At 31.4% G+C, this 945-nt stretch carries 2 protein-coding genes; both read right to left on the bottom strand.

Features of this window, described 5'->3' with window-relative positions:
- A partial coding sequence (locus GXO74_12730; protein NOZ62530.1) for a hypothetical protein occupies positions 1 to 138 on the bottom strand: 138 nt, incomplete at its 3' end.
- A 190-nt stretch (positions 139 to 328) separates the two neighbouring features.
- Complete coding sequence (locus GXO74_12725; protein NOZ62529.1) at positions 329 to 721, bottom strand: helix-turn-helix transcriptional regulator; 393 nt, start codon at positions 719 to 721, stop codon at positions 329 to 331.
- Positions 722 to 945 lie beyond the last annotated feature (224 nt).

The raw sequence follows: 945 nt of genomic DNA, 5'->3' as shown, positions 1-945 counted from the left end.
AAGACTGGCATCACCGCCGTAATATTTAAGTACACTTAATAGAGCAGCCGGCCCACAATCAATTTGGTCATATTGTCTAATTACTGGATATTTTTTTAGAAAAAAAGATGGGTGAAATATTTTTTTAGCTTTTTTCATTATTCAGGGCAAGATAATTCAGATCTAAATCAAGAATGTTATCTAATAGACAGACTAATATAGTTTCATCCACAGAAATGTTACTTGTATTCGCAACCACGATGTTGACCAAAATATTAATACTTAATTATAAAAAAATTTTACAATTTTGTCAAGACCTAAAATCAACGGTAGTTATCAACGGAATAAATCAACGGTAGAAATCGTTGCTATGATTCAATGAATCCCAAAGTTCTTTTATAATTTTTTCATTCTCTACTTGTGAATTGTTTATTTTTTCTTTCAATTCGGAAGGAGATATTTTTAAGCGTCTTTTGAAGGCTTGCCGAAATGTTTTTGGATTGGAATAACCAATGTGAGAACTAATTGAATAGAGGCAAGCATTGTTTTTGCAAATAAGTTTGATCGCAGCTTCCAATCTTACTGTCTCAATTAATATTTGTGGACTTGTATTGAAATTTATGTTTACAAATTCTCGCAGATAGGATGGAGATAGATTTAGGTCAGAAGCTAGCGACTGAACAGTGAGGCAGTTCTCGTAAATTTTTTCTCTGATATGTTTGAGTAAATAATCTGAATCCATAACAAGATTTCTCATATTCTCGGCAATATTGACAATATTCAAGAAAATGTGGGAGACCTTCTAATAATATATTATAAAAACTGCCCGAAATATTGAAAAAAAATTTAATTTTTTTACAAATTCTTCATTTTTGAAAGCCAGGAAAATGCCACATTGCCTCTTTGATGATTTATAAGGGGGACAAACGACTTAAAAAACACGCTTACCTTCCCAGTCCCGAAAAA

The sequence above is a fragment of the Calditrichota bacterium genome (assembly GCA_013152715.1).
In the GTDB taxonomy this organism is placed as follows: domain Bacteria; phylum Zhuqueibacterota; class Zhuqueibacteria; order Thermofontimicrobiales; family Thermofontimicrobiaceae; genus 4484-87.
The sequence above is the reverse complement of the archived record's forward strand: the minus strand, read 5'-3'. Positions and strand labels throughout refer to the sequence as shown.

Coding starts and splice junctions, on each gene's coding strand:
- GXO74_12725 (NOZ62529.1), bottom strand. CDS start 721: ATGGATTCAGATTATTTACTCAAACATATCAGAGAAAAAATTTACGAG.